We start from the raw sequence: 24,022 nt of genomic DNA on the forward strand, positions 1-24,022 counted from the left end.
AATAGGCCACTCGGGATTTCAAAGTAGGCCAACTTACTTTCTTGGCTTCCCCCAGGTGAGCGTTTTGGTCGTTTTCACGACGGCGACCGTTGCGGTCGTTACCACCACGGTTTGTTGCGGCAGCGGTCGCGGTTTCCAAAGGCTGCTGTGCGTTGAGTACGCATCGACCTTGGTGCCAATGTGAGTTTCGGCCCAGTGCCAATCGCCATACTGACTGGGTAAGACCCTGTGCGCCATCAGCCGACCAATCCAAGTAGCTAACCAGTCCGCCGCTTGAATGGTTTGGTAGAGGTGGCTTTCCACTTGAAACGGCGGTTCGATTAAGTTTCTAGCGGGATCGCTTCCGAACATGGTTTTGGCTGCTGTTTCGAGCAGTTTAATGCGATCCGAATGTTGATCCAAGATCATCATAAATTGCTCGTTTTGCTGCTCGCAAAAACGATCAATATTGCGAACCGAATGAGCCAAGACGGTCGAATAGAGGCCACTGGCTTTTGATTTGTCCGGTGTCTGGTATTTGTGCCGACCGTAATAAAAAAGACGCCCGTCGCGCTTGTAGATCTGATTGACGATTCGAGAACCTGCCGACTTGAGGGCCTTGTATTGCCGTATGTTTCTGGTGGTGAAGAGTTCTGTGCCCTTTTTTTCCCATGTCGCAGGATGATTACCGCTCGCCTCTAGGTCCGCATCCAATAGTTGATTTTTGTATTGGAGAAACCAAGTCGCGAATGATCGCACGTTCCCGTGGGGCAACAAAAAGCCAGCAAGCCCGAACACTGGACTTTGGTTGTATTTCCTGTCGGAGCGGCCAACAAACGGACCAATGTGGCCAAACTCGTCGAGAAAGGCGATATACATTCCCTGCCCCAGATACGCGGAAGCCCGCGCAACTGAATGCGCGGGCTCCGGAACTGGACACGATCACGTTGAACCGTGGCCGAGACCTATATAACTAGCGCGAACTAACAAATCAACAAGAGAATAAAGCACAGTAATTCCAATTACTTATACCATGTTCTCCGAGCTATATCCACAGGCTAGAACAATTCGCTTGCGGGCCAAATGTTCCATGTCGCTTCTATTTACCCCCTTGGTACCATAAACTTCCGGGCCGATCTGGCGGGGTCTCAGTTGGCAGCGCGGGGGCCACTTGCGTCTGGATTTCGTCCGGTGGCCTACTCGGGTCGCGTAACGGCGTTCTCTGCTCTGCCCGCAGCCTGTCCGCTTTGTCGAAGTACTTGAGAGCGAGGACGTGGAGGGCTTCGGCCTTAACCGGGTCCGATTCAGCAAGGGCCATGCGTGCTGTAACTTCGGCTTGTCGCAACATCCTCATGATCCGAATGGCGATTATAATACTTGACACCAAAGGCCCGAAGGATGGGCTCAGCGCTCTTGTCCCCACTCTTGACCAGACCATGGTTGCCGGCCTATAAGCTGGAACCATGGAACGCGAATCTCTGCCCATCTTTGCCTCTCTCGAAGAGGAAGAAGCTGCCCTCCGGGCGCGGCTGGAGAAGATTGTGCAGTTCAAAGCGCTGGCCCGCGAACTCGGACTTCCCGGCCCTTCGGCGCAGCTAACAGCGGCTATGTCTGCACCTACGATACGCCCGCAGTCCTTTGATGGGACTCTTGCAGGGCTTGTGCAGTGCTATCGGACTGATCAGCGCTCACCCTATTTCCAGCTCAAGCATAGGGTCCGGAACGGCTACGACGGCAATCTGAACAAGATCGTGGCTGACTTCGGGAACTATGCCATCGAGAGCCTTACGGCCGATCGCATCATGGGCCTATACAACCAGTGGGCTGATGGCGGTAAGATTGCCATGGGTCATGCTCTGGCAGCTAAGCTGCGGCTTCTGTCCGGCTTCGGCGCAACTATCTTGGGTGACACCCGCTGCATCCCGTTCGCCCATATCATGCGTACGCTACGCTTCCCCGCAGCGGCGGGGCGTCAGGTGCCGATGACGGCCGAGTACGCGACGGCTTTACGCCGGAAGGCCCATGACATTGGGTGGCCTTCGATCGCACTAGCGCAGGCTCTCCAGTTTGAACTGAGGCTGCGTCAGGTCGATGTAATCGGCGAGTGGATTCCGCTTTCAGATCCGATGCCCTCAACGATTGTTTGGGGCAACGAGAAGTGGGTTCGCGGGCTGCGTTGGACCGACGTGGATGACAAGCTGATTTTGCGCTTCACCACGGTAGACAAGGTCAAGCGGAAGATTCCGCATGAAGTAGACATAACCAGGTTGCCGATGGTGCTGGAAGAACTCGAAAAGCTTCCGGCCGTACCGACATCGGGTCCGATGATCATCTGCGAGGCCAACGACCGTCCCTATTCGCCAAATGAGTTTCGGCGCAAATGGCGGCTCGTAGCCAATAAGGCTGGCCTACCGGACAACATTCGCAACGCGGACAACATCCGCGCTGAAACGAGGCCGTCCCAAGAAGCCCTCGTCTTACCGTGGGAAAAGAAAACGGCGGGCTGAGCCCGCCGGTACCAATCCGTCTGCATGAGGCCGTGGCACTGGTGCAGAGGGGAAGCGAAAGGGTGGGAACCCCGAGTAGCTATGCGGCGCGAAACGGGGCGGTCACGGTAAGCCCCGATAAGGAGGTTGTTATGCAACCACCATAGTGTAGGCGTGGCGCTGCACCGGTCTGACCACTGGTGCGGCGTCACGCCGATACTATAGGTAAATCCTTGGGAAAATGCAAGGAATCCCGCGAGCGAGCCACGGCCGGATGACCGTCCATAGGCGTCGATCTTAAATCGATACTCAGCTTTCTCTCGTCCTGCGCCGTTCGGCTTTCGCTGTATGGGACACGGGGTTACCCAACTACTTGCTCTTCCAATTGACGCATAATCTTGCTGGGGGGTGTCTCCAGCGCTTTCGACAGCTTCAAAAGCATAACGATCGTCGGAGATTTCAGACCGCGTTCTATCTGGCTCACATAGGTCCTATGGATGCCTGCGCGTTCCGCAAGCTCCTCTTGGGACAGTCCAGCTGACTGCCTTAGACCGGAGATGATTTTTCCTAACGTGATGTTGGGGCTGGCCACCCCGCCATCATCTGAACTTGAAGACTAAAGTGCTACAGACTATAGTATTCAAGATGGCGCGCCGTGACAAACAGAAAAAGTACGGCGGTCAGAAGAAGGCCGTTTTCAGCCAGCCGCGTCGGTTGGCGACGGTCAAGGAGGCATGTGCCTACGCCAAGATGGGCCACACCACGCTCTATGAGAAGATCAACGCCAACGCGATCATCGCTTACAAGCGCGGGCGCAAAACGCTGATCGACCTCGACAGCATCGACGTCATGAACGACCGCGAGCTGAAGCCGTGGAAGTCCGGCAAGTGATCGGCCCGCACGAGCGCCAACGAAAAAGCCGCCCCTCAGGGCGGTTTGTTTTTGTCCGAAACTCTCCGCTTTTATCCGGCTCCTTTGGGGGCCACCGTGGGGGCCACTCATTTTGGCCACCTCAAAAAACTAAATTAAAACAATAGCTTATAGCAACAAATGATTCTTCAGAATGCGGAAGATCATTTGCGGATCGCGGCGAGCCGCGCTTCCTCCTCACCGGAGAGCTCACCGAGCACGTCGGCGAAATCCTTGGCTTCGCGGAAATTGCGGTAGACCGAGGCGAAGCGGACATAGGCGACGTCGTCGAGCGTGCGCAGATGCTCCATCACGGTCTCGCCGATCACTTCGGAGGAGATTTCGGCTTCGCCCCCGGTCTCGAGCTCGCGCACGATGGTGGAGACCATCTTCTCCACCCTTTCCGGCTCGACCTGCCGCTTGCGCAAGCTGATCGACACCGAGCGCATCAGCTTGTCGCGGTCGAACGGAACGCGGCGGCCGTTGCGCTTGATCACCGTGAGCTCGCGCAGCTGCACGCGCTCGAAGGTGGTGAAGCGGAAATTGCAGGCGACGCACACGCGCCGCCTGCGGATCACGGAAGAGTCCTCGGTCGGACGCGAGTCCTTCACCTGCGTATCGAGACTGTTGCAGTTCGGGCAGCGCATCCGTTGACCTTGACCGGTTTTCTTGAGCCTTACTGATAGATCGGGAAACGGTCGGTGAGCGCCTTGACCCGTTCCTTGATCGCGGCTTCCACCAGCGGCGCCTTGCCGTCGGAAGATTGCGCGATCGCGTTGAGGACTTCGGCGATCATGCTGGCGACCTGCTGGAATTCAGCGACGCCGAAACCGCGGGTGGTCGCCGCTGGCGTCCCCAGACGAATACCGGAGGTGACAAACGGCGACTCGGGGTCGAAAGGAATGCCGTTCTTGTTGCAGGTGATGGCGGCGCGAACCAGCGCCTTCTCCGAGGCGTTGCCCTTCAGGCCCTTCGGCCTGAGGTCGACGAGCATCAGATGGTTATCGGTGCCGCCTGAGACAATGTCGAACCCGTGGCTCTTCATCGCTTCGGCCAGCGCCTTGGCGTTCTCGACGACGTTCTTGGCATAGACCTTGAAGTCCGGCCGCAGCGCCTCGGCAAAGGCGACTGCCTTCGCCGCGATCACATGCATCAGGGGGCCGCCCTGCAGGCCCGGGAAGATCGCCGAGTTGAATTTCTTGGTCAGCGCCTCGTCATTCCACAGCATCAGGCCGCCGCGCGGACCGCGCAGCGATTTGTGGGTCGTGGTGGTGGTGATGTGCGCGTGAGGCACGGGCGAAGCATGCACGCCGCCGGCGACGAGACCAGCGAAGTGCGCCATGTCGACCAGCAGGTACGCGCCGACGCTGTCCGCGATCTCGCGGAAGCGCTTGAAGTCCCAGGCGCGCGAATAAGCCGAGCCGCCGGCCACGATCAGCTTCGGCTTGACCTCCTCCGCCTGCTTGGCGACCGCGTCCATGTCGATGATCTGGTCCTCGCGGCGCACGGTGTAGTGCGCGGCCTTGAACCACTTGCCACTCATGTTGACGGGGGAGCCGTGGGTGAGATGGCCGCCGGCCGCAAGATCGAGGCCCATGAAGGTGTCGCCGGGCTGGAGCAGCGCCAGAAACACCGCCTGGTTCATCTGGCTGCCGGAGTTCGGCTGCACGTTGGCAAAGTTGGCGCCGAACAGCTTCTTGGCGCGATCGATCGCAAGGTTCTCGGCGACGTCGACCCACTCACAACCGCCGTAGTAACGCGCGCCCGGATAGCCTTCCGCATATTTGTTGGTCATCACCGAACCCTGCGCTTCCAGCACGGCACGGCTGACGATGTTCTCGGAGGCGATCAGCTCGACCTCGTGACGCTGGCGGCCGAGCTCGCCCTTGATGGCGGCTGCGATTTCCGGGTCAGCCTGCTCGAGCGAGGCGGTGAAAAACGAATCGGGCGCGGAGGCGGTTTTGGCGAAGGTCATCTTGCGAATATCTCCACCGCCGCAGCCTTTTGGCGGGCTACGGGCGGGTCTGGTGTGGCGATCGGAAGCGGCGTGCGCGATCTACCACATTGCCCGCAACAGGCCAAGGGTTTGCGGGTCGGACCTGTGATTTATGCAAGATATGGTGGGATTGGAGGATTTGGACGACCGGGCGGCATCCGGTCGTCCATGTCCTGAAAGGCCCGCTTTGGGCTCGAAACGCCGCGCGGTGCGACCGTCTGACTGGCCGGCCGAGCTCTAAAGCCCGGTATACCCCGCCTTCACGGGGTCCACGCTGCCGTCGAGCTGCCGCAGATAGGTGAGGCCGCAAACCGTCAACCTGTGGGTGTCCTTCTCGCCGGCTTCCATCAACGTGTTGAGGTAGTTCGTCACCTTTTCCCGCGCCTCCGCGCTCGCCGCAGACGTGCGGTTGGCGAGCAAATCGTAGGTATGCATGATCCGGTCGATGGCAGCTTCCATGGCACCCTCTGGTTCTTGCCGCGTTTGGGAGTTGAGATCAGGCAACCGCTTTGGCCTCGGACTGCGCCTCGAACCTGACGATGGCCTTGTTGGCCAGCCTGATCTTGTTGAATTCGCCGAGCTGGAGCAGCTTGATAACGATCTCGAGCAGGCGTTCGTCGGTGACGAGGGTGTCCCGGATCGCGCCGGAGCGGCGAAGATAGTTCGCGGCGATGGCGTAGGCCTCGCTCACGAGTTCCACGTTCATCACCCCAACGCCACGCTCGACCAGCATCGTCAGCCTCCGATCCGGAGGAGATAAGCATCGAACCGGGAACTCGTTCCCTGGTGTCGGGGAATTTTTTCGCAACCGCGAAATAAAAACGCACCGGTCCGGACACAGCCGGGCCGGCGCGCTTGGGGAAGCTCAGGCACGTTCGGGAGGCTTGCCGGTCTTGTTGTGGGCCGGCTTGGCCAAATCCCGTCGAAAGAGCTCAGAGACGATACAGGATCTGGTCGGTCCAGAACCGCTCGAGGCGGTGCAGCGACTTGTTCAGGGTCGAGAACTCCTCGCCCGAGATGCCGCCGACCTGCTCGACCGTCTTGACGTGCTTCTGGTAGAGCGAGTCGACGATGCGGCGAACTTCCTGGCCCTGCGGCGTCAGGCGGATGCGCACCGAGCGGCGATCAACGCGCGAGCGCTGATGGTCAAGGAAGCCGAGCTCGACGAGCTTCTTCAGATTGTAGGAGACGTTGGAGCCGAGGTAATAACCGCGCGTGCGCAGTTCGCCCGCGGTCAGCTCCTTGTCGCCGATGTTGTAGAGCAGCAGCGCCTGAACCGAGTTGATGTCCGCACGACCGCGGCGATCGAACTCGTCCTTGATGACGTCGAGCAGCCGGCGATGCAGCCGCTCCACCAGAGTCAAAGCTTCCAGATAGAGCGTCTGCACCGAACCCTGCTGGCCGGAGACGCGCTCTGCGGTATCTGCCGCAGTTGCGACGGCTTTCATCATGACACTTCCCCTGTTGTCGTTTTTATCGACACTCATTCGACGAAACTTGTGTCCCGTCTGATAGGTGCAACTTAAGGGGCTCGTTTGAAGATCGGCTTAAATAAGAGAATAAAGAGATCATGAATTTAAGACAGTGAATTGCGGATTAAGCCTGTGCCACAAGCACTTTTCGCAATAGTCTGTTGACTCTCGCAAGGTCCTGTTCACCCTCCGTCCGCCCCGATTGTCGCATTCCAGAACAGCCCCGCCCCGTTTCGAAACGGCCGCGTAAGAGCTGTGGCGGAACATGCTGGTTAGCGAAAACTTACGTCGAATTTTACGCAACCAACCGTCAACCAAGCGGGCACAACTGCGCCCTCGTGTCCCGGACGAGCGGAGCGAAGATCCGGGATCCAGGGGCCACAAACGAGCTTGTGGAGAGATGGGCCCTGGCTCAGCAGCGCATCACTGCGTGCTGCGCAGCGTCCGGGGCACGAGAGAGTGTGTGTGAACGTTGAAATCGAGTTTGCTATGGCGGCCGTTCGCGTGCGGCCATCCAGGCGAGTGCGAGATAGGCCGCCAGCATGAAGGCTTCGACCCCGACCACGACCAGGCTGCCGCCGTAGATGCCCGGGAACATCAGCTCGATCACCGCCATCGACACCACGGTCGTCAGCCACACCACCGCGCCCCAGGGTGTGGCGAGCCACAGCCCAACCGCGGCAACGAGCTCGATCACGGCGAAGTAGATGGTCGAGGCCTGCCAGGCCATCGACTGGTTCTCGAAAGCCTCGTCCTCGCCGCCGACGAAGCCCGTCACCTGCGCCCAATGATAGAGGCCCTTGAGGATCGAGAGCAGCGCCATCACCCGCAGGAACAGCACGAGCCGGCGCGTCCAGACATTGTCGTCGGACTCAGCCCGCTCCGACGAGATCGCCGCCACCGACATTGCGCTGTCTCTGGCATTGTCTCGGACGGCGTCCCTGGCGCTGTCGCGGGCCGCATCGCGGGTGGAGATCTCGGACATGCCCCCTTCTGGCTGCTTTGCCCCGCAAAATCAATCGGCTGCCATCTTTTGCGGCAGGTCAAGCCGCGGTGACGGGAACCATGCGAGCTGGTATAAGAATAATTCCAGCCGGAGGAAGAGTAATGGCGATCAAATACGGACGTCCGATCGAGTTGCGCGAGGTCTCGCGCCGGGATGGCACTGGGGCCTCCCCTGCCCTCGATCTGACCGTCCGCCCGCGCCGCAACCGCAAGGCCGAATGGGCCAGGCGCATGGTGCGCGAGAACGTGCTCACGACGGACGATCTGATCTGGCCGCTGTTCCTGATCGACGGCAACAACAAGCGCGAGCAGATCGCCTCGATGCCGGGTGTCGAGCGTCTCAGCGTCGACCAGGCCGTGCGCGACGCCGAGCGCGCGATGAAGCTCACCATCCCCTGCCTCGCGCTGTTTCCCTATACCGAGCCGTCCCTGCGCGACGAGGAGGGCTCGGAAGCCACCAACCCGAACAATCTGGTCTGCCAGGCGGTGCGCGCAATCAAGAAGGAATTCCCGGAGATCGGCATTCTCTGCGACGTCGCGCTCGATCCCTTCACCAGTCACGGCCATGACGGCCTGATCTCCGACGGCAAGATCCTGAACGACGAGACGGTCGCCGTGCTGGTGCGTCAGGCCCTGGTGCAGGCCGAAGCCGGGTGCGACATCATCGCGCCCTCCGACATGATGGACGGCCGCGTCGCCGCGATCCGCGAGGGCCTGGATCGCACCGGTCTGCTCGACGTGCAGATCATGGCCTATGCCGCAAAGTACGCCTCCGCCTTCTACGGCCCGTTCCGCGATGCCATCGGCTCGGCCAAGACGCTCACCGGCGACAAGCGCACCTATCAGATGGACAGCGCCAACACCGACGAGGCGTTGCGCGAGGTCGAGCTCGACATCGCCGAGGGCGCCGACATGGTGATGGTCAAGCCCGGCATGCCCTATCTCGACGTCGTCCGCCGCGTGAAGGACACGTTCGCGATGCCGACCTTCGCCTACCAAGTGTCCGGCGAATACGCGATGATCGCGGCCGCCGCCAACAACGGCTGGCTCGACGGCGACCGCGCCATGATGGAGAGCCTGCTCGCCTTCAAGCGCGCCGGCGCCGACGGTGTGCTGAGTTATTTCGCGCCGAAGGCAGCGGAGAAGCTGCGGACGCAGGGGTAAGCCCCAACGTCGTCCCGGCGCGGCCGGGCACATCTGTCTCTTCATCGTCGTCCTGGCGAAAGCCAGGACCCATACCGCGTGATCTATCGAGAGCACGCAGTATCGACACCGGCGAACGTACCAACCTCCAGTCTTGGCCAAACTTCTCCTTGGGGTAATGGGTCCTGGCTTTCGCCAGGACGACACTGAGGGGTGTGGCGTCAGCGCCCTTTCCTCCCGCCTCCGCCGCCCCCGAATTGCCGGAATATTTCGGCTTGTTAATGCCGGCACCCTTGGCGCGCGGACGACCTGTTCCCATGTCTTTCCACGGGAGTCCTGCCACGGGAGTTTCCCTCGGGAGAACGGTCATGTCGTATTCGGACTCGGGCAATGCCTGGCGCAATGACGGTGGGGCGCAGCCGCATGCCTATGATCCCTATCTGCACCCGGAACTGTTCCGGGGCGTTGCGACGCGGCGGGTGTTCGCCTTCCTGATCGACATGGTCGTGATCTCGGTGCCGGTGATCCTCGGCTACCTCTTCATCGCGGTGTTCGGCGTGGTTACGCTCGGCATCGGCTGGGCGCTGTTCTGGCTGGCCTGGCCTGCCTCCGTGATCTGGGCCATCGTCTATTACGGCGCCTGCATCGGCGGTCCGTCGTCCGCGACCATCGGCATGCGCGTGATGGATCTGGAGCTCCGCACCTGGTACGGCGCGCCCGGCTATTTCGTGCTCGGCGCCACCCACGCCGTGCTGTTCTGGGTGACCGTTTCGTTCCTGTCGCCCTTCGTGGTGCTGGTCGGGCTGTTCAACGGCCGCAGGCGCTTGCTGCAGGATTTCGTGCTGGGAACGGTCGTGATCAACAATTCCGTTCGTGCGCCGGTGCCTCAGGGCGCCAGAACCTACTGATCAAAGGACCTACTGATCAACCAACCCGGATCAAGAACCTATCAACCTGGACCCGCTATGCTGACCGATGTGACCTGCCGAGTAGACCGATTGACCGGGGGCTTTTGTAGCGCGATGCTGATGCACATTTTGGAGGCCCACGACGTCCCTTGACCCAGCACTCGCGCGACACCCCACAATTTTACCTCACGGCGCCGTCACCCTGCCCCTATCTGCCGGGCCGACACGAGCGCAAGGTGTTTACGCACCTCGTAGGTGAGCGCGCCGGTGACCTCAACGACCTCCTGACCCATGGCGGCTTCCGTCGCAGCCAATCCATCGCCTACCGTCCGGCCTGCGACCAGTGTCGCGCCTGCGTCTCGGTCCGGGTGATCGCCAACGAGTTCCGCCCCTCCCGCAACTTCCGCAAGGTGATCGCGCGCAACGCCGACATCATCGGCGAGCAGCGCAGCGCGGTGCCGACCTCCGAGCAATATTCGGTGTTCCGCGCCTATCTCGATTCCCGTCACCGCCATGGCGGCATGGCCGACATGACCGTGCTCGATTACGCCATGATGGTCGAGGACAGCCACGTCGAGACCCGCATCATCGAGTACCGCAAGCGTGGTCCCGACAGCGGCATCACCGGCCGCGGCGAGGAGCTGATCGCGGTCGCGCTGACCGACGTGCTCAGCGACGGCCTGTCGATGGTCTATTCGTTCTTCGAGCCGGGCGAAGTCAGCCGCTCGATGGGCACCTTCATGATCCTCGACCACATCGCCCGCGCCCGCCGGCAAGGACTGCCTTACGTCTATCTCGGCTACTGGATCGAAGGCTCGAAGAAGATGGACTACAAGGCCCGCTTCCTGCCGCAGCAGCGCCTCGCGCCGTCAGGCTGGCTGCGCATCGACGCGCAAGGCGACGCGGCGTCCGAGCCGCAGGATTAGCTCTCCGTCGTGCCGCGAAAGCGGGGCATCCAGTACGCCGCGGCTTCTCGGGTCAATCACAACCGTCTCTGGAATACTGGGTCGTCCGGTCCAGCCGGACGACGACAGCCGCGATGTGTTCACCCGAACAGCGTATCCGCCAGCAGCTTCAAGTTCAAAACCACGATGATGCCGGCAACGATCCACGCGATCGCCGCGACCCACGCCGGGATGACGAACTTGCCCATCTTGCGGCGGTCGGAGACGAAGCGGACCAGCGGGATGACGGCGAAGGGCAATTGCATCGACAGCACGACCTGGCTGAACACCAGCAGATCAGCCGTGCCGCGCTCGCCGTAGATCGCGGTGACGACGATCACGGGAACGATCGCGATGCCGCGCGTCAGCAACCGGCGCGCCCAGCTCGGCAGGCGCAGGTCGAGAAAGCCTTCCATCACGATCTGTCCGGCGAGCGTCGCCGTCACCGTTGAATTGAGGCCCGAGGCGAGCAGCGCCACCGCGAACAGCGTCGAGGCGATGCCGAGGCCGAGCAGCGGAGACAGCAGCTCGAAGGCCTGGCCGATCTCGGCCACGTCAGAATGGCCGCTCTTGTGGAAGGTTGCGGCAGCCACGACCAGGATCGCGGCATTGATGAACAGCGCCAGCATCAGGGCGACGGTCGAGTCCGTCGTCGCCCATTTGATCGCCTCGCGCCGGCCGGTGTCGTTGCGCTCATAGGCGCGGGTCTGCACGATCGAGGAGTGCAGATAGAGATTATGCGGCATCACAGTGGCGCCGATGATGCCGATTGCGATGTAGAGCATCTCGGGATTGGTGAAGATCTCGGTCTTCGGCACGAATCCCCTCAGCATCTCGGCCACCGGCGGTGCTGCCGCGGCAAGCTGGACCGTGAAGCAGACAGCGATCACGACGAGCAGTGCGATGACGAAGGCCTCGAGGAAACGGAAGCCACGGTTCATCAGGATGAGCAGCAAAAAGGCATCCAGCGCAGCGATCAGCGCGCCGCCGATCAGGGGAATGCCGAACAGGAGTTTTAGCGCAATTGCCGTGCCGATCACCTCGGCGAGATCGCAGGCGATGATCGCCGCCTCGCAGGCGATCCAGAGCAGGAAATTCACGGCCGGCGAATAGGTCGCACGGCAGGCCTGCGCGAGATCTCGGTCGGTGACGATGCCGAGCCGCGCTGCCAGCGACTGGAGCAGGATCGCCATCAGGTTCGACAGCAGGATGACCGAGAGCAGCGTGTAACCGAACTTCGAGCCGCCAGCGAGGTCGGTCGCCCAGTTGCCGGGGTCCATGTAGCCGACCGACACCAGATAGCCCGGGCCGACGAAAGCGAGCAGGCGCCGCCACCACACCCCCGCGATGGGGAGGGCGACCGAGGCATTCACCTCGGCAAGGCTCTTGGTCGCAGGCGCATCATTGCGCCAGCCGGCGGCGTCTCGGGTCAGATCGGGAGAGCGAGCATCCATGGGTCGAGAATACCGAAGTCGAGCCTTATTGCAACTCATTTGCAACTGCATCTAGCCGCATCGGTCCTCGGCGGCCGCTATGTGCCGCCCTGTCGGGAAGCGGGTGGGTTTGGCCGTGGTCGGAGGCGGATAGTGGCGCCAACCCGACTTGCAGGAAATGAGCCATGTCAAATCCGCTTCGCCTCCCCGAGACATTCAACCGCCTCGCCTGGTCGAACCTGGCGGCACAGTCGGCCGAACAGATCGCGCTGGCCGCGGCCCCCATCGTCGCGGTGCTGACGCTCGGCGTCGCCGAAGGCCAGACCGGCCTGCTCCAGACCGCTCTGACCCTACCCTTCGTCCTGTTCGCCATCCCGGCCGGCCTGCTGGCCGACCGCATCTCCCGCCGTTCGCTGATGGCGGGCGCCGAGGCGCTGCGGGCCGCGGCCCTTGCAGCGATCGTGCTGCTGCTCGCGCTCGGCGCGCTCAACCTGCCGCTGCTGGCGCTGCTCGGCTTTGCCGCCGTGTGCGGCACCGTCGTCTACAGCGTGGCCGCGCCGGCACTGGTGCCCTCGCTGGTGAGTTCGGACCTGTTGCCGGCGGCCAATGCGCGGATCGAGCTCGCACGCACCATCGCCTTCGCCAGCGGGCCTGCGCTTGGTGGCGCGCTGGTGGGGTGGTGGGGCGCGAGCCCGGCCTTCGGCTTCGCGGCCGCGCTCTCGGCTATCGCCGTCGTGCTGCTCTCCGGCATCTACGAGCCCGCCCGCACGCCGGCGCCACGGCGGCATCCGCTCCAGGACATCCGCGAGGGCGCGGCCTTCGTGTTTCATCATCCGCTGCTGCGGCCGGTCTTCATCACCCAGTTCATCTTCAACACCGGATGGTTCCTGCAGATCGCGGTGTTCGTGCCCTACGCCGTACGTCACCTCGGCCTAAACGCGGTCGGCGTCGGCACCGTGCTGACGATGTACGGTGTCGGCATGGTGATCGGCGCGCTGTTTGCCACGCGCGTGATGAAGCGCGTCGCGTTCGGCACGGTGGTCGGCCTTGGCCCCGTCACCGGCTTCGTCGCCGCAATGGTGATGGCGCTGACGGTGCTGGTCCCCTCCCCCTGGCTTGCCGCCTTGAGCTTCTTCCTGCTCGGCGTCGGGCCGATCCTGTGGGTGATCTCGACCACAACGCTGCGCCAGTCGGTGACGCCGCCTCGCCTGCTCGGCCGCGTTTCCGCCATCAACATCATGAGCTACGGCGCCCGCCCGGTCGGCTCGGCGCTGGGTGCGATCGTCGGCGGCCTCTGGAGCGCGGAAGCGTGCCTTTATCTCGCGGCGGCGGTGTTCGGCGTGCAGGCGCTGGTGATCTGGCTCTCGCCCGCGGTGGCCCTGGACCGGCAGCCCGACATGGTGGGCGATGAGGTGGTGGCGCGGTGTTAGGCAGTTTCTCCGCCGTCGTCCTGGCGAAAGCCAGGACCCATTACCCCAGGGAGCAGTTTGGCAAAAATCGCCAACTATGAGTCTTCGCAAAACTGCAGGCGGTGGTTATGGGTCCTGGCTTTCGCCAGGACGACATTGGGGGGCACCGCGGAATTTAATTCGCCAGATACCGCTCGTAGCTCCCTGTCACCGGCTCGCTCGCATCCACCTCGGGATCGAGCGTGTAGAGATCCTGCGCGCGGCCGATGCCGCGCAACGCGTAGCGGCCGGTGGAGACGAGATAGCGGCGGCCGGCGGCATCGAGGCCCTTGTAGAACTCCGCCGAGGCCAGCAGCTCGCGATCGACCGAACGGCTCATCGAGGCGATGCGACTGACCTCGTTCACGGTCGGACCGACCACGGTGAAGTCGAGCCGGTCCTCGCTGCCGATATTGCCGTAGAAGACCTCGCCGACATGCAGGCCGATATAGGCGGACGTGGTGGGACGGCCCTCGGCGCCCCGCCGCAGATTGAGCGCTGCAACGTTCTTGCGGAATAGATGCTCGGCGCGCAGCGCGGCGCGCCGGGCATACGCCATGTCTTCGCCGGTGAACATCGCGAGCACGCCGTCGCCGATCAGCTTCAGCACGTCGCCGCCGGCGTCGTGGATGGCATCGATCACGGCCTGCGCATAGTCGTTCAGGAACGGGATGATCTCGTCGGGGCCGATGCTCTCGCTGATTCCGGTCGAGCCGCGCAGATCCGAATACCACAGCACGGCGTTGATGCGTTCGGTGACGCCGCGCGAGATACGTCCGCTCAAGACCTGCTCTGACGCATCGCGGCCGAGATAGACGCGGCCGAGCGTGCGCGCGATGTCGACCTGCTGCGCCGACTTGATCGCGAGCCCCAGCACCGGCACGAGGTCGCGCAGCGCTGCGAGCTCGGCGTCGGCGAAGCCGCTGTCGCGTCGCGTTGTCCAGGAGGAGTAGAGGCAGTCCATCTGCCCGAGCGCTCCGGTCTCCCCGAAGCGATGCACAAAGGCCAGGAAATGGCGATGACCCGTTTCAGCGAGCTCACCGATTTGCGAAAAATCGAGCGAGGGCGCCTCGGCGAGGTCGATCACCATCTCGTCGTGACCATGCTCGAGCAAATGATAGAACACCGAGCGGCGCCAATTGTTGGCCGCGTCGCCCTCGGCCGTCGAGCCGTATTCGACGACGTCGCTCTCGTTGGTCGGCGTATCGCTCCAGCGGAAGGCGCGCCCCTCGTAGATCGGGTGCAGCGTATCGATGACGACAAGCCCACGCGAAAGTTCCAGCCCCTCAGCGCGGCAGCGCTCGCAGAAGCCGCGCAGCAGTTCGGGTTCGGGCAGGCCCGTGAGCCCCTGGCCGGCCAACCAGTTCATCAGCGCAAGGCGCGAGGTCAATTGCATGCGCCATTATGCCGTGCATTCGTGACGAGCGAAAGGCGGCGCGCGGAGCTTGCGGCGCCAAGGCTCCCGCTCGCGGCCAAGGCTCCCACCCGCGGCAGGTCGCATATGTCGCGGACGCTGTTGACGTCCTCCCGCCTCGGGCGCAAATGCGAATGATGACACGGCCGATTAGAAATACGGGGATATGAGCCAGCGCCAGCTTCCGATCATCCTGGCGCTCGGTACCACGCAGACCCTGGCCTGGGCCTCGAGCTACTATCTGCCGGCGCTGCTTGCCGATCCCATGGCGCGCGATCTCGGCATCTCCCCCAACTGGGTCTTTGGCGCGTTCTCGGCCTCGCTGGTGATCTCTGCGCTGCTCGGGCCACGCATCGGGCGACAGATCGATCTGGTCGGCGGCCGGCAGGTCCTCTCGGTGTCGAACCTGACGATCGCCGCCGGTCTCGTTCTGCTCGGCCTCTCGCAATCAGTGGCGGTGATGGCGATGGCCTGGGTCGTGCTCGGCATCGGCATGGCGATGGGGCTCTACGACGCCGCCTTCGCCGCGCTCGGCCGCATCTACGGCACCGAGGCGCGCAGGCCGATCACCGGCATCACGCTGATGGCGGGCTTTGCATCGACCGTCGGCTGGCCGCTCACCGCCTGGGGCCTCGCCCATATCGGCTGGCGCGAGACGTGCTTTGCCTGGGCCGCTGCCAATATCCTGATCGGCCTGCCCCTGAATTTCTTCGTGCTGCCGACGATCAAGGGCGCGAGGCAGGCCGCAGCGACAGCGGCGAAGCCGCATTTGCCGCTCGACCGCACCATGATCCTGCTCGCGTTCGTCTTCGCCGCGGTCTGGACCGTCACCGGCGCGATGGCCGCGCATTTCCCGCGCATCCTGGAGACCACAGGCGCGACGCCGGTCGAGGCGATCGCGGCCGGTGCGCTGATCGGCCCGGCGCAAGTGGCCGCGCGGATTCTGGAGGCGGGATTCCTCAGCCGCTTTCATCCGCTGTGGTCGACGCGGCTCGCCTGCCTCACCCACCCGATCGGCGCGGTGGTCGTGGCGATCTTCGGCGGTGCTGCGGCGAGTGCGTTTGCGCTGTTCCACGGCTCCGGCAACGGCATCCTGACCATCGCGCGCGGCACGCTGCCGCTGTCGATCTTCGGCCCCAAGGATTTCGGCTATCGACTCGGCATCATCGGCGCGCCGGCACGGATGGCGCAGGCCGTGGCGCCGCTGGCCTTCGGCCTGCTCATCGACGTCATGGGGGCGAAGGTGCTGATCGTCTCCTCTGCGCTCAGCCTCTCGGCGCTGGCCGCGCTGTTCATGATCCGCGCACAACCGCGGCCGGATTGACCCGGCGGGAGCTTTCGCGCACAAGCGGAGCATGACCGAAGACACCCGCCCGCCCCGCACATTCAAAGGCCTCCTGCGCTGGGCAACCACGCCGCCGCAGGCCTGGGGTGTCTATCTCCTCGCCATCATCCTGGTCTGGCTGATCTCCTTCTACGCCGGCTCGCTGAAGCCGAAGAAGACGCCAGACGCGAGCCCGCCCGCCGTGACTGCACCGAAAGGCTAGCCGCGTCAGTCGTAAAACTCCGGCGACATCTTCTGGCTGTCGCGCTGGGACTTGTCGTGGTTGATCCAGAGCTGCGCCTTCTCCTTGCCGAGCGTGTCGGCGATCTTCTGCATCGAGGCCGTGCTCTGGTCCTTGTTGGCGTTCATGCTGGGCACACGGCGGTTGTCCCAATTGTCTTTGAAGTGCACCGCATCGCCCGACAGCACCACTGCGCCGGTCTTCGGCAGCTTCACCAGCAGCGATTGGTGTCCAGGCGTATGGCCGGGCGTCGACAGGATGGTCACGCTGCCGTCGCCGAACACGTCCCTGTCGCCCGCAAGCAGTTCGACCGGATGTGACGGCTTGAATCGCGGCTCGTTGTTGGCGCCGGGCCAGTCATACTCGGCCTTCTGCACGTAGAGCGTGGCCTGCGGGAATAGCTCGACATTGCCGGTGTGGTCGGGATGCGTGTGCGAGACCGCCATGATCTTGACGTCACCGGGCTTGAGGCCGAGCTGTTCGAGCTGGGCGGCAAGCGTCTTCGGCCGGCGCCAGGTCACGGCCTTGGGATCGGCGGGCGCAAGGCCGTTCGGCATCGCGGCGACTGCATCGGCGATGCCGGTGTCCCACAGGAACCAGCCCTTGGCGTGCTTGATGAGATAGCAGCTGTCGACGAAGTCCATCGTCTTGCCCTCGTTGAGGCCGGGCGTCCACCGCGAGATGTCGCCGGCGGTGCCCTCGCCGCAATTGAGGACGTAGAGCTTTTCGACACCGGTCTTGTCGGACTGCGCCAGCGCCACATGGCCGGACAGAACGAGTGCAGCGGCGGCGAGAGCGAGCTTGATCTTTGGCGTCATTCGTTCCTCCCTTGCAGCCATTGTCGGCTGTGACCGAGGGTCAACCCCGGCCAGTTCGCAGAATTCCCGCAGAGCGCTTCAGTGCGGGCAGGTCTCGACCTCGACCGTGACGTGGCTCAGCCCCTTCAACCCGGCGAGCCGCTTCTTGTAGACCGCCGGCTGCTTCGGCTTGTCCGAGACCACTGACACCAGCACGGCGCAATGGCCGGGACCGACCTGCCACAGATGCAAATCGGTAACGCGATCATCGCCGATCTCCATGCGCGCCCGGATCACACGCTCGAGCTTCTCGTCGGCGCGCACGTCGAGCAGCACCGCGCCCGATGTCTTGATCAGGCCGAACGCCCAGCTTGCGATAACGGCACTGCCGATCAGGCCGACCGCCGGATCGGCCCAGGCCCATCCCGAATACATGGCGACCACGAGCGCGGCGATCGCCAGGACCGAGGTTGCTGCGTCCGCCATGACGTGGACATAGGCGGCGCGGAGATTGTTGTCGTGATGATGGTGGTGATGATGATCATGGTCATCGTGATCATCATGCGCATGGCCGTGATGGTGGTGACCATGGCTGTCGCGGAGCAGCCAGGCACTGGCGAGATTGACGCACAGACCGAGGGCGGCGACCGCGATGGCCTCGCCATAGACGATCGACACCGGCGTGAACAGCCGCAGCACGCTCTCATAGGCGATCTCGACCGCGATCAGGCCGAGGATGATCGCGCTGGCGAAGGCGGCAAGATCGCCGAATTTGCCGGTGCCGAAGCTGAAGTGCGAGCTCCCCAGATGTCGTCGCGCAAAGCGATACGCGAACGCGGCAATCCCCAGCGCCGCCGCATGCGTGCCCATGTGCCAGCCGTCGGCGAGCAGTGCCATCGACCCGAACAGCGAGCCGGCGACGATCTCGCCGACCATCATGACCAGCGTCAGGACGACGACGAGCCAGGTGCGCCGCTCGTTCTCGTCGTGCTTGTCGCCCAGAAAGGCGTGGTCATGGGTCCATTGTTCGATGGAATGGGAATGCATCGCAAAGTCTCCGAAAGGTCCGGGCCGTTGACCCCTAATATAGGCCTGCGAGTCTTCTGGGCAAAATCGCCGGAATGAGCCGATTGACAGGTAGGTGCCGTTTCGGTGTAATGAAGGCCATGGGGATTTGAGCGATCTCCCCACGAGGCGACATGCCCAAGTATCGCGTCCCGTTTCTTCTTACGAGGGCGCATCATGTCTTCCTACACGACGATATCATCTGAAAAAATGGCACGGCTGATCGGCACGGCGAATGCCCCTGTCCTGATCGACGTGCGCACCGACGAGGATTTTGCCGCCGACCGGCGGCTGATCCCCGGCTCGATCAAGCTCAGCCACGACAATGTTCCCGACTGGGGCGCCAACTTCGCCGGCCGTTCCGCGATCGTCTCGTGCCTGCGCGGCGAAAAGCTCGCGCAGGGCACGGCGGCCTGGCTCAGGCAGCTCGGCGTGCAAGCCGAGACGCTGGAGGGCGGCTTCGAAGGCTGGAAGGCGGCAAAACTGCCGCTGGTCGACACCCGCAAGCTGCCGCCGCGCGACGCCAAGGGGCGAACCGTCTGGGTCACGCGGGCGCGGCCCAAGGTCGACCGCATTGCCTGCCCCTGGCTGATCCGCCGCTTCGTCGACCCTACGGCCGTGTTCCTGTTCGTGGCGCCTTCGGAAGTGGCGGCCGTCGGGCAACGCTTCAACGCAGCCCCCTTTGACATCGAGAACGTGTTTTGGAGCCACCGTGGCGAGCTCTGCACCTTCGACGTGATGATCGAGGAGTTCGGGATTGCCGCGCCGGCGCTGCTCCGGCTGGCAACGCTGGTGCGCGGCGCCGACACCGGGCGGCCCGACCTTGCGCCGGAGGCGCCCGGCCTGCTCGCAGCTTCGCTCGGGCTGTCGCGGATGTATGATGACGACCTCGAACAGCTCGAAGCCGGCATGCTGCTCTACGACGCCTTCTATCGCTGGTGCCGTGACGCTACGTCTGAGACCCACAACTGGCCGACCAACAAGGCGAAGGCTTGATGGATACGCGTACGATCGAAGCAGGAGCTGATGCCGGTCACGGCGTCAGCTTCAGTGAAGCGTTTCGCGTCTGGCTCCGTGTCGCCTGCCTGAGTTTTGGCGGGCCCGCGGGCCAGATCGCGGTCATGCACCGCATCCTGGTCGAGGAGAAGAACTGGATCTCGGAAGCCCGTTTCCTCCACGCGCTCAATTACTGCATGCTGCTGCCGGGCCCGGAAGCGCAGCAGCTCGCGACCTATGTCGGCTGGCTGATGCATCGCACCGCCGGCGGGCTGATGGCTGGCGGTCTGTTCATTCTGCCCGGCATCATCGCCATCATGGGCCTGAGCTACGTCTACGCCGCCTACGGCAATGTCAGCTTCGTGGAGGCGCTGTTCTTCGGCTTGAAAGCCGCCGTGCTCGCCATCGTCGTCGAGGCCGTGGTGCGGGTCGGCAAGCGCGCATTGAAGAACCGCATCATGATCGCGCTCGCCGCGATCGCCTTCGTCGCGATTTTCTTCTTCGCGATCCCCTTCCCGGTCATCATCATCGCCGCCGGCATCATCGGATATATCGGCGCCAAACAGGGCCGTCCGGAATTCGCGCCGGCCGGTCACGGCTCTGCCGGCAGCAGCGCCGTGATCGACAGCATGCTCGGCGACGCTGTGCCCGAACATGTACGCCCCAACACCGCGCGCGCGATTCGCGTCGGCGCGCTCTGGCTTGCGCTCTGGCTGGTGCCGGTGATCGCGCTGTTGCTCGCTGTTGGACAAGACAATGTCTTCAGTCACATCGCGCTGTTCTTCTCGAAGATGGCGCTGGTCACCTTCGGCGGCGCCTACGCAGTGCTGGCCTATGTCGCCCAGCAGGCGGTCGAGCATTATCACTGGCTCAAGCCGCACGAGATGCTCGACGGTCTCGGCATGGCCGAGACCACGCCGGGCCCGCTGATCATGGTGCTTCAGTTCGTGGGCTTCATGGCCGCCTACCGCGACGCCAGCGGCCTGTCGCCGATGCTCGCGGCCACGCTCGGCGGATTGCTCGCGACCTGGGTCACCTTCACGCCCTGCTTCCTCTGGATTTTCGTAGGCGCCCCTTACGTCGAACGGCTGCGCGGCAACAAGGGCCTCGGCGGTGCGCTCAGTGCCATCACCGCTGCCGTCGTCGGCGTGATCCTCAACCTCTCGATCTGGTTCGCGCTGCACACGCTGTTCCGCGACACCGTGCCGGTGCACACCTTCCCGTTTGCCTTCGACATGCCGGTCCTGACCAGCGTCGATATCCCTGCGCTCGTGCTGTCGATCGCGGCCGCAACCGCGATCTTCCGATTCAAGCTGGGGATGTTGACGGTGCTGGCCGGCAGCTGCGCGGCTGGTGTGGCGCTGCGGCTGGCGGGGGTGATTTAGGACGCGGAGTCATTGGTTCGTCGCGTCCGGTTTGCCAATGGAAGGCGTCACTAAGCCGTCAGAGTTGCATGGCGGCTGCTATCGACCACAAGCCGGCATCGCTGCCGCTAACTCCGTGGCCCCGGCTGCGGTGGCGACGGTTTCGTTTCCGGCTGCTGCGATGACGTAGCGGGGGGTTGCTGCTGCTGAGCATTGACCGGCTGCTGATCGCCGCCACCATGCGGGACACACGTCCCAACGTTGCTCAGCAGTCGTTTAGCTTCGACATCGCGAGCTTTCTTGTAGTCCCTGCGCCGGTCGATCCTTGCCGCAGCCATGCGATCCCACGCCTCGAAGGCATCAGCGTAGTGCTGTCGCATTTGCTCTTCAGCGGCGAGACAATCACTGAACTTGTCGAACACAAGATCGGTGTTGACGGGCGAGACGCCGCTTACCAAAACCACCAGCATCCATTTCATAGCTTCTGCCTGCGTTCGCCCCGCTCACGGGAACGACGAGGCCTTGGCAAAGTTCCCAGTGGCTTTGCAAGGCCGCCGGCTGATCCATCGAGGTGGGCAGATGGATCTAGCTACAAACTTCAACAGTTTCGTTGACCGAGCCGAACGACTTCCGCTCTGCCCTCAAACGCTAGCGTCTCTTGGCACACGCCTTGGGCGAAAGCCGTCACCCTCGCCCCCGCATGCCCGTCGGGCAAAACAGCCGACCACTTACGCCACTCTCCCTGTCAAGCCCACCTCGCAAAATATTCCACTTTACCGAAATTCGGATTTGACGTACAAGCGACACACCCTGGCCCGAGACAAGGGGCGGATCGCGATCGTCACGAACCGCGGGCTGGGCAGCGATGGACGCGACGGCGTCGGGCGCGAGCGGCATTGCAGGGCGGCTTCGGCTGTGAGCAATGGCTTTCGTGCCTACGACACGATGCCGAAAGCGTCTTCGCATGGATACGGGTGTGAGCACACGCCAGCACTCGAAGCGACATGCGAGGACGTGCGCGGACGAACAAGTCGTGTGGTCCTGACGCCCGGGGTCTGTGCGTCAAGTCCTGCGGTGATGTGGCGGCCCGACCGGGCACGTGCATCAGTCATCTGCAGGGCGACGGGGGCAATAGTGCATCGCTCCCCGGGGAGAGCACGAAGGACACGTTAAAACCATCGCGCAGGGAAGGCCGGGCGATCCGGCGAACCTGTGGTCCACCCCGTGTGCATTTCTATCGCGCACGGACCTGCGGGTGCCAGCCGGCGCCCGGCCTTCCCTGCGCCCTTGTCTTGAAGGTGGCGCGAAACGGACAAGAAACCTCGGGCACAACATGCCGCGAGACGGCGATGGCGTGTCTGCTGATTGAAATGTGAATTGGAGAGCGACGGCCTCGCCGCTTGCCCCGTCATTGCGAGCGGAGCGAAGCAATCCAGATTGTCTCCCCGGAAAGATTCTGGATGCTTCGCTTCGCTCGCAATGACGAGGAGAGAGCCGACCACCACACCATCACCGTCCTCTGAGGAGGTGGGTGGGTTTGTCATTGTCGCTCTACCGCATCATCATCCGTGCAATCGCTTCCCCAATCACCACCGTCGTGAAGTGGGTGTTGGCCCGGCAATCCGACGGCATGATCGAGGCGTCGGCGACGCGCAGGCCCGCGATACCCTTCACCGTGCCGTCAGGGTTGACCACGCCGTCGGCGTCGTTGACACCAGTCATGCGGCAGCTGCCGGCGGCGTGCTGGATGTCGCCGGTCTCACGGCGCAGCAGCGCGTCGAGCTCGTGATCCGGCAAGGCCGCGGCTTGCTGCAGCGTCAGATCGGTGTCGGCGAGCCGGATCCAATCGGTGATGCCTGATAGCGCCGGCTGGGCGGTGATCACGGCTAGCCGCTTCACCGCATCCATCATGCGCAGCATGTCGCGGGGATCGGCCAGCATGTTCTCCTCGACGACAGGATCGATCGCGGGGTCGGTCGAGGCCAGCTTGAGCGTGCCACGCGAATACGCGTTGAACAGCCCGGCGCCGATGGCCCCCGGCACGCCGATGCCGCGATGATTGAAAGCGATCATGATCATGTCGCGCTTGCCTCCGTCGGCGAGGCCCGACGAATAGGTCACGCAGCAATTGGTGTGGCGGGTGTCGGGATCTGTGGGCCGCAGATTTTCGTGGAGCTGGATCGTGGCGCGAAACAGCGGGTGGTCGAAGAAGTGCCGACCGACCGGCAGGTCGCGCTCGACCGCGATCCCCATCGCCTTCAGCTCATCCGCAGGTCCAATGCCCGAGCGCAGCAGGATTGCCGGACTGTGGATGGCGCCGGCGCACAGCACGATCTGGCGCGCGCTGATCTCGCTGGTGCCCTGCCCCTCGATGTGAACGCGAAGGCCGGTCGCCCGGCCGTCGCTGATCAGCACGCGGTCGACCAGCGCATGCCCGCGAATTTCCAGATTGGCGCGGCCCCGCGCGGGCTCCAGATAACCCTCGTTAGTCGTGATGCGGCGGCTGTCGCGGCTGTTGATGGGATAGCAGGCGACGCCCTCGCCGTCCGGGCCGTTGACGTCGGCGCACCAGGGATGGCCGCTCGCCAGCGCCGCATCGCGCAAGCCGCGATCGATCGGTCCCCATTTGTCCGGCGGCGCGCGATAGACCGGCAGCGGTCCGCCGCGTCCGTGGCCGGCGGCGTCGCCGAATTCCAGATCATCCTCGATCACCGAGAACAACGGCATCACGTCCTTCGCCGACCAGCCGGTGCAGCCATTGGCGGCCCATTCGTCGAACGCAGCGGCGACGCCGCGGATGGCGATCTGGCCGTTCATCATCGACGAGCCGCCGAGCCCCTTGCCGCGCCAGTAGAAGCGCGGCTCCTGGCCGGCCACACGGCGCGTCAGAAGATCCGGCCATTGCCATTTCTCCTGGTACTCGCGCTTGTGGATGATCGGGATGGGATTTGGCGTCATCACTTCCCAGGGCGCCTCGTCGGCGCGCCAGTCCAGACCCGCCTCGAGCAGCAGGACGCGCCGCGCGGGATCTTCCGAGAGCCGTGCCGCACCAGCAGCGCCGGCGGAGCCGCCGCCGACAACAATGACATCGTACATCG

At 63.5% G+C, this 24,022-nt stretch carries 24 protein-coding genes; 10 read left to right on the top strand and 14 right to left on the bottom strand.

The window, feature by feature from the left end:
• Nucleotides 1–33 precede the first annotated feature (33 nt).
• Nucleotides 34–858, bottom strand: a complete 825-nt coding sequence (locus ABIB90_RS18900; RefSeq protein WP_354163987.1) for a DUF3800 domain-containing protein — start codon at nucleotides 856–858, stop codon at nucleotides 34–36.
• A 584-nt stretch (nucleotides 859–1,442) separates the two neighbouring features.
• On the opposite strand from ABIB90_RS18900, the gene ABIB90_RS18905 reads away from it, so the two are divergent.
• Nucleotides 1,443–2,486 (top strand): site-specific integrase, encoded by a 1,044-nt coding sequence (locus ABIB90_RS18905; RefSeq protein ID WP_354163985.1) that lies wholly within the window; start codon nucleotides 1,443–1,445, stop codon nucleotides 2,484–2,486.
• Nucleotides 2,487–2,826: 340 nt separating this feature from the next.
• On the opposite strand, the gene ABIB90_RS18910 is transcribed toward ABIB90_RS18905, so the two are convergent.
• On the bottom strand, nucleotides 2,827–3,057 hold the full coding sequence (locus ABIB90_RS18910; RefSeq protein ID WP_354163983.1) for a helix-turn-helix domain-containing protein: 231 nt from the start codon (nucleotides 3,055–3,057) through the stop codon (nucleotides 2,827–2,829).
• A gap of 53 nt (nucleotides 3,058–3,110) precedes the next feature.
• On the opposite strand from ABIB90_RS18910, the gene ABIB90_RS18915 reads away from it, so the two are divergent.
• Nucleotides 3,111–3,356: a helix-turn-helix domain-containing protein gene (locus ABIB90_RS18915; protein WP_354201180.1), complete on the top strand. Its 246-nt coding sequence runs from the start codon at nucleotides 3,111–3,113 to the stop codon at nucleotides 3,354–3,356.
• Between the two features lie 182 nt (nucleotides 3,357–3,538).
• On the opposite strand, the gene nrdR is transcribed toward ABIB90_RS18915, so the two are convergent.
• From nrdR to ABIB90_RS18945, 6 genes are all read right to left on the bottom strand, one after another.
• Nucleotides 3,539–4,021, bottom strand: coding sequence for a transcriptional regulator NrdR (gene nrdR, locus ABIB90_RS18920; protein WP_007603426.1), 483 nt, complete (start codon nucleotides 4,019–4,021; stop codon nucleotides 3,539–3,541).
• A gap of 29 nt (nucleotides 4,022–4,050) precedes the next feature.
• Nucleotides 4,051–5,349, bottom strand: coding sequence for a serine hydroxymethyltransferase (gene glyA, locus ABIB90_RS18925; protein WP_007603425.1), 1,299 nt, complete (start codon nucleotides 5,347–5,349; stop codon nucleotides 4,051–4,053).
• Between the two features lie 258 nt (nucleotides 5,350–5,607).
• Complete coding sequence (locus ABIB90_RS18930) at nucleotides 5,608–5,829, bottom strand: hypothetical protein (protein ID WP_007603423.1); 222 nt, start codon at nucleotides 5,827–5,829, stop codon at nucleotides 5,608–5,610.
• A gap of 37 nt (nucleotides 5,830–5,866) precedes the next feature.
• Nucleotides 5,867–6,103, bottom strand: coding sequence for a hypothetical protein (locus ABIB90_RS18935; protein ID WP_354163978.1), 237 nt, complete (start codon nucleotides 6,101–6,103; stop codon nucleotides 5,867–5,869).
• A 199-nt stretch (nucleotides 6,104–6,302) separates the two neighbouring features.
• Nucleotides 6,303–6,821, bottom strand: coding sequence for a transcriptional regulator LdtR (gene ldtR / locus ABIB90_RS18940; RefSeq protein WP_007603420.1), 519 nt, complete (start codon nucleotides 6,819–6,821; stop codon nucleotides 6,303–6,305).
• Between the two features lie 508 nt (nucleotides 6,822–7,329).
• A complete protein-coding gene (locus tag ABIB90_RS18945; protein ID WP_007603419.1) occupies nucleotides 7,330–7,827 on the bottom strand; it encodes a DUF6163 family protein in 498 nt (165 codons plus the stop codon).
• 122 nt (nucleotides 7,828–7,949) lie between these two features.
• Between ABIB90_RS18945 and hemB the strand changes: the two genes are divergently transcribed.
• The 3 genes from hemB to ABIB90_RS18960 all read left to right on the top strand — a co-directional run bounded on the left by hemB (nucleotide 7,950) and on the right by ABIB90_RS18960 (nucleotide 10,824).
• A complete protein-coding gene (gene hemB, locus ABIB90_RS18950) occupies nucleotides 7,950–9,011 on the top strand; it encodes a porphobilinogen synthase (RefSeq protein ID WP_354163976.1) in 1,062 nt (353 codons plus the stop codon).
• 347 nt (nucleotides 9,012–9,358) lie between these two features.
• Complete coding sequence (locus tag ABIB90_RS18955) at nucleotides 9,359–9,898, top strand: RDD family protein (protein ID WP_007611123.1); 540 nt, start codon at nucleotides 9,359–9,361, stop codon at nucleotides 9,896–9,898.
• A gap of 149 nt (nucleotides 9,899–10,047) precedes the next feature.
• Nucleotides 10,048–10,824 (top strand): arginyltransferase, encoded by a 777-nt coding sequence (locus ABIB90_RS18960; RefSeq protein ID WP_007603416.1) that lies wholly within the window; start codon nucleotides 10,048–10,050, stop codon nucleotides 10,822–10,824.
• A gap of 119 nt (nucleotides 10,825–10,943) precedes the next feature.
• On the opposite strand, the gene ABIB90_RS18965 is transcribed toward ABIB90_RS18960, so the two are convergent.
• The gene (locus ABIB90_RS18965) at nucleotides 10,944–12,296 is read right to left on the bottom strand and encodes an Nramp family divalent metal transporter (protein WP_354163973.1); all 1,353 of its coding nucleotides are present in this window, start codon (nucleotides 12,294–12,296) and stop codon (nucleotides 10,944–10,946) included.
• A 164-nt stretch (nucleotides 12,297–12,460) separates the two neighbouring features.
• Between ABIB90_RS18965 and ABIB90_RS18970 the strand changes: the two genes are divergently transcribed.
• On the top strand, nucleotides 12,461–13,705 hold the full coding sequence (locus tag ABIB90_RS18970) for an MFS transporter (protein ID WP_354163971.1): 1,245 nt from the start codon (nucleotides 12,461–12,463) through the stop codon (nucleotides 13,703–13,705).
• A gap of 154 nt (nucleotides 13,706–13,859) precedes the next feature.
• Here ABIB90_RS18970 and ABIB90_RS18975 read toward each other — a convergent pair whose 3' ends face one another.
• Nucleotides 13,860–15,119 (bottom strand): adenylate/guanylate cyclase domain-containing protein, encoded by a 1,260-nt coding sequence (locus tag ABIB90_RS18975; protein WP_354163968.1) that lies wholly within the window; start codon nucleotides 15,117–15,119, stop codon nucleotides 13,860–13,862.
• A gap of 184 nt (nucleotides 15,120–15,303) precedes the next feature.
• On the opposite strand from ABIB90_RS18975, the gene ABIB90_RS18980 reads away from it, so the two are divergent.
• Nucleotides 15,304–16,461 (top strand): MFS transporter, encoded by a 1,158-nt coding sequence (locus ABIB90_RS18980; protein ID WP_354163966.1) that lies wholly within the window; start codon nucleotides 15,304–15,306, stop codon nucleotides 16,459–16,461.
• A 31-nt stretch (nucleotides 16,462–16,492) separates the two neighbouring features.
• A complete protein-coding gene (locus ABIB90_RS18985; RefSeq protein ID WP_354163964.1) occupies nucleotides 16,493–16,684 on the top strand; it encodes a hypothetical protein in 192 nt (63 codons plus the stop codon).
• Between the two features lie 5 nt (nucleotides 16,685–16,689).
• Here the strand turns inward: ABIB90_RS18985 and ABIB90_RS18990 are convergent, their stop codons facing one another.
• Complete coding sequence (locus ABIB90_RS18990) at nucleotides 16,690–17,520, bottom strand: N-acyl homoserine lactonase family protein (protein ID WP_354163962.1); 831 nt, start codon at nucleotides 17,518–17,520, stop codon at nucleotides 16,690–16,692.
• A gap of 78 nt (nucleotides 17,521–17,598) precedes the next feature.
• On the bottom strand, nucleotides 17,599–18,546 hold the full coding sequence (gene dmeF, locus ABIB90_RS18995) for a CDF family Co(II)/Ni(II) efflux transporter DmeF (RefSeq protein ID WP_354163960.1): 948 nt from the start codon (nucleotides 18,544–18,546) through the stop codon (nucleotides 17,599–17,601).
• A gap of 195 nt (nucleotides 18,547–18,741) precedes the next feature.
• Between dmeF and ABIB90_RS19000 the strand changes: the two genes are divergently transcribed.
• Together ABIB90_RS19000 and chrA are read left to right on the top strand one after the other, a co-directional pair.
• Nucleotides 18,742–19,560, top strand: coding sequence for a chromate resistance protein ChrB domain-containing protein (locus ABIB90_RS19000; protein WP_354163958.1), 819 nt, complete (start codon nucleotides 18,742–18,744; stop codon nucleotides 19,558–19,560).
• Complete coding sequence (gene chrA / locus ABIB90_RS19005) at nucleotides 19,560–20,945, top strand: chromate efflux transporter (protein ID WP_007603408.1); 1,386 nt, start codon at nucleotides 19,560–19,562, stop codon at nucleotides 20,943–20,945. Before ABIB90_RS19000 ends, chrA begins: the two co-directional genes overlap by 1 nt.
• A gap of 107 nt (nucleotides 20,946–21,052) precedes the next feature.
• Here the strand turns inward: chrA and ABIB90_RS19010 are convergent, their stop codons facing one another.
• Both ABIB90_RS19010 and ABIB90_RS19015 read right to left on the bottom strand, forming a co-directional pair.
• Entirely contained in the window at nucleotides 21,053–21,403 is a 351-nt protein-coding gene (locus ABIB90_RS19010) for a hypothetical protein (RefSeq protein ID WP_007603407.1), read from the bottom strand.
• Between the two features lie 1,072 nt (nucleotides 21,404–22,475).
• On the bottom strand, nucleotides 22,476–24,020 hold the full coding sequence (locus tag ABIB90_RS19015) for a GMC family oxidoreductase (RefSeq protein WP_354163955.1): 1,545 nt from the start codon (nucleotides 24,018–24,020) through the stop codon (nucleotides 22,476–22,478).
• Nucleotides 24,021–24,022 lie beyond the last annotated feature (2 nt).

The organism is Bradyrhizobium sp. JR4.1 (genome assembly GCF_040548605.1).
GTDB classification, from domain to species: domain Bacteria; phylum Pseudomonadota; class Alphaproteobacteria; order Rhizobiales; family Xanthobacteraceae; genus Bradyrhizobium; species Bradyrhizobium canariense.